We start from the raw sequence: 2,563 nt of genomic DNA, 5'->3' as shown, positions 1-2,563 counted from the left end.
TGCTGAATTTATTGTCGCATTCTCGATTCTCGGTGTCCACTATTCAGTCTAGCATCAGAAGTTTCTCATTTTTTCCATTCGGTGCTCTATTTTGTCTTACACTTTTTTCTTTTATGGTAGTTCGAATTTATGCGATTAATCATCGCTACAGAGTTTCCAATAAAAAAGACCGTGACATCACATTGATTCTAAAAGGCCGGATGGCTAGTGGTGAGATCGACGAGAAGGAATATCACAGGCTGAAGGATCTTCTGACAAAATAATTTTTCCCTGATACGATCCGCAGGTTCGAGGATCAATCTACTGACTTTGAATATGAGGAGGTTTGTGGATGTTAACGGTTCAAGTCGTGCTTTTTGATGGCTTTGACCTTCTGGATGCCATTGCGCCTTACGAGGTTTTTTGTGCCGCGGCAATGTATGCTGAAAACGCGTTAAGCGTAGAATTCGTCACCGCTGAAGGGCCGAGAATCGTCACCAGCGGCATCAACGGGTTAAAAATTGAAGCGAGCGGCAGACTGAACCCGGAACGTACGGGCATCATTCTCGTACCTGGCGCGTCGGGTGACGTCGAAGGAGATGGGCCGAATTCGCCCCCAGCCATTCTGTCTCGGGCATTGAATACGGAATTGGCTGGATTGATTGAGCGAGCACTCGGGCAAAAAGACATCATCGTTGCCACGGTTTGCGGCGGTTCCCTGTTACTGGCCATGGGGGGGCTCTTGGAGGGCAGACCGGCGGTAACGCATCATCTGGGCATGAATGTACTTGGAGCAACCGGAGCCATTCCCGTCCCGGCACGCGTAGTGGATAGCGGCGATCTGGTTACTAGCGGCGGCGTTACTTCGGGACTCGATGTAGCGCTGTATCTGGTGGAACGCGAGCTTGGACCGCGTATCGCGCACGCGGTAGAGCAGCTGTTCGAATATGAACGGAGAGGAACGGTCTGGCGGGAAGAAGGAAGGGCGCCTAGCTCTCACAAGGCAGAGACCGACGAAGAAACGAACATCGCGACGAACAATACGGGGATGATTTATGATACCTCGGAAATCAAATTACCCGGAGAATCTGAATTCGACGGGGATTGGGATACGACAATTGCTACGCCTGTTGGGAAACTGGAGGTCAAGCTCTCCATTTCCATAAGGAATGGGTTGATCCAAGGCCAGGCCACACAAGGGGATGAGACGGTCGAGTTTATAAACCCCTTACTTCAGGACAATAAGCTTACCTGGTCGCTGCGCGTCACGAAACCTATGCGGTTAAATCTAAAATTCGAAGTTATCGTGCGTGGAGATGACATGATTGGATTTGCCAGGGCCGGCATACTGCCTGCATCCAAATTAACAGGCAAGCGTGTTACCTAACCCATAAATGCGAATTGGTCATAAAAATGAGGGGATGGATCGCATGAAGGAATGGAAAATAACATACGGACTTTTGGCCTGCATCAGTATTCTATTTATCCTTTACGCTTTGGTGGCCAATTTTATTATCGATCCTGGAGCCAAGGCGTTTTTAAGCCATAAAATCGGCCTGAAGCGCGAACTAAATCTTCCAGTCTGGATAAACGTTATGCACGTTCATGTTGCGTTTGCCTGCATCGCCATGGCGACGGGGTTGCTGAACTTCTCCAACCGCGTCTTTGAAAAAAGCCGCAAGCTCCACCGTATAAACGGCTACGTTTATTTAGTATCCGTCCTTCTTGTCGTGATTACTTCCGGATATATGGCTCCTTATGCTACTGGAGGAAAAATAAGCAGTATGGGGTTCAATGCTCTTAATATAATATGGCTGTTTATCACCATTATGGCGCTTGTACAAATCAAAAAGAAACGTATCATTCGGCACCGGAACTGGATGATCCGAAGTTACGCCTTTTGTTTTACGAACATGACAATTCATCTCATCACCTCCCTTTTTTATCAGGGATTTGGTCTCATTTACGCTACCAGCTATACAATTGGCGTTTACGGCTCTATTGTGCTGCTGGTGATCATTCCTAACATCATTATCAGAAATATCAATCGATCCAGAAAGGCAGTGTAGGATGAAAAAAAATTATAGGAGTACTCATGTCGTTTGTACTAGTTCTATGTCTAGTTACCTCTACAGCAAGTGCGAATTCAAAAGAAAATAATGATCCATTCAAAGACAAAAGGATGCATGTTCAAATCGTCTTGTTCGATGGTTTCGATCTGCTGGACGCATTAGCACCATACGAAGTATTCGCTGCTGCGGGAATGTACTCAAAAGGAGCAGTTACTGTGGAATTGGTTTCCGCAGAAGGCAAGCGTTCTGTCCCGAGCGGTCTGAACGGGCCCGCTCTCGAAGCGCAAGCTGCATTAGACCCAAAGCGTCCGGGAATCATTTTGGTGCCTGGGGCTTCGGGCAAGCCAGCGGGAAATTCGGAAGATGCCATTCCAAATATATTAAAGAAGGCCATGAAGACAGGCTTGTCGGAAAAATTGAAACAAGCTTTTAACAATGAGGAAGTTATTGTAGCTGTCACCGCCGGAATATAATTGACCCAGGAGCGCCGAAAAGAAAATGACCCACCCCTG

The 2,563-nt window shown here is 47.2% G+C and carries 3 protein-coding genes; all 3 read left to right on the top strand.

Annotated features, from left to right (window positions below; translation table 11 throughout):
* Positions 1-331 precede the first annotated feature (331 nt).
* The 3 genes from KJQ12_RS18720 to KJQ12_RS18710 are packed head-to-tail and all read left to right on the top strand — an operon-like array spanning position 332 to position 2,524.
* A complete protein-coding gene (locus tag KJQ12_RS18720) occupies positions 332-1,366 on the top strand; it encodes a DJ-1/PfpI family protein (protein ID WP_213486903.1) in 1,035 nt (344 codons plus the stop codon).
* A 43-nt stretch (positions 1,367-1,409) separates the two neighbouring features.
* Positions 1,410-2,048 carry a DUF2306 domain-containing protein gene (locus KJQ12_RS18715; RefSeq protein ID WP_213486902.1) on the top strand — a complete coding sequence of 213 codons (639 nt, stop codon included), beginning with the start codon at positions 1,410-1,412 and terminating at the stop codon, positions 2,046-2,048.
* A 26-nt stretch (positions 2,049-2,074) separates the two neighbouring features.
* Positions 2,075-2,524: a type 1 glutamine amidotransferase family protein gene (locus tag KJQ12_RS18710; protein ID WP_244860693.1), complete on the top strand. Its 450-nt coding sequence runs from the start codon at positions 2,075-2,077 to the stop codon at positions 2,522-2,524.
* The last annotated feature ends 39 nt before the right edge of the window (positions 2,525-2,563 follow it).

The organism is Thermobacillus xylanilyticus (genome assembly GCF_907165215.1).
In the GTDB taxonomy this organism is placed as follows: Bacteria; Bacillota; Bacilli; order Paenibacillales; family Paenibacillaceae; genus Thermobacillus; species Thermobacillus xylanilyticus.
This window is presented reverse-complemented; position numbering and strand designations above follow the sequence as displayed.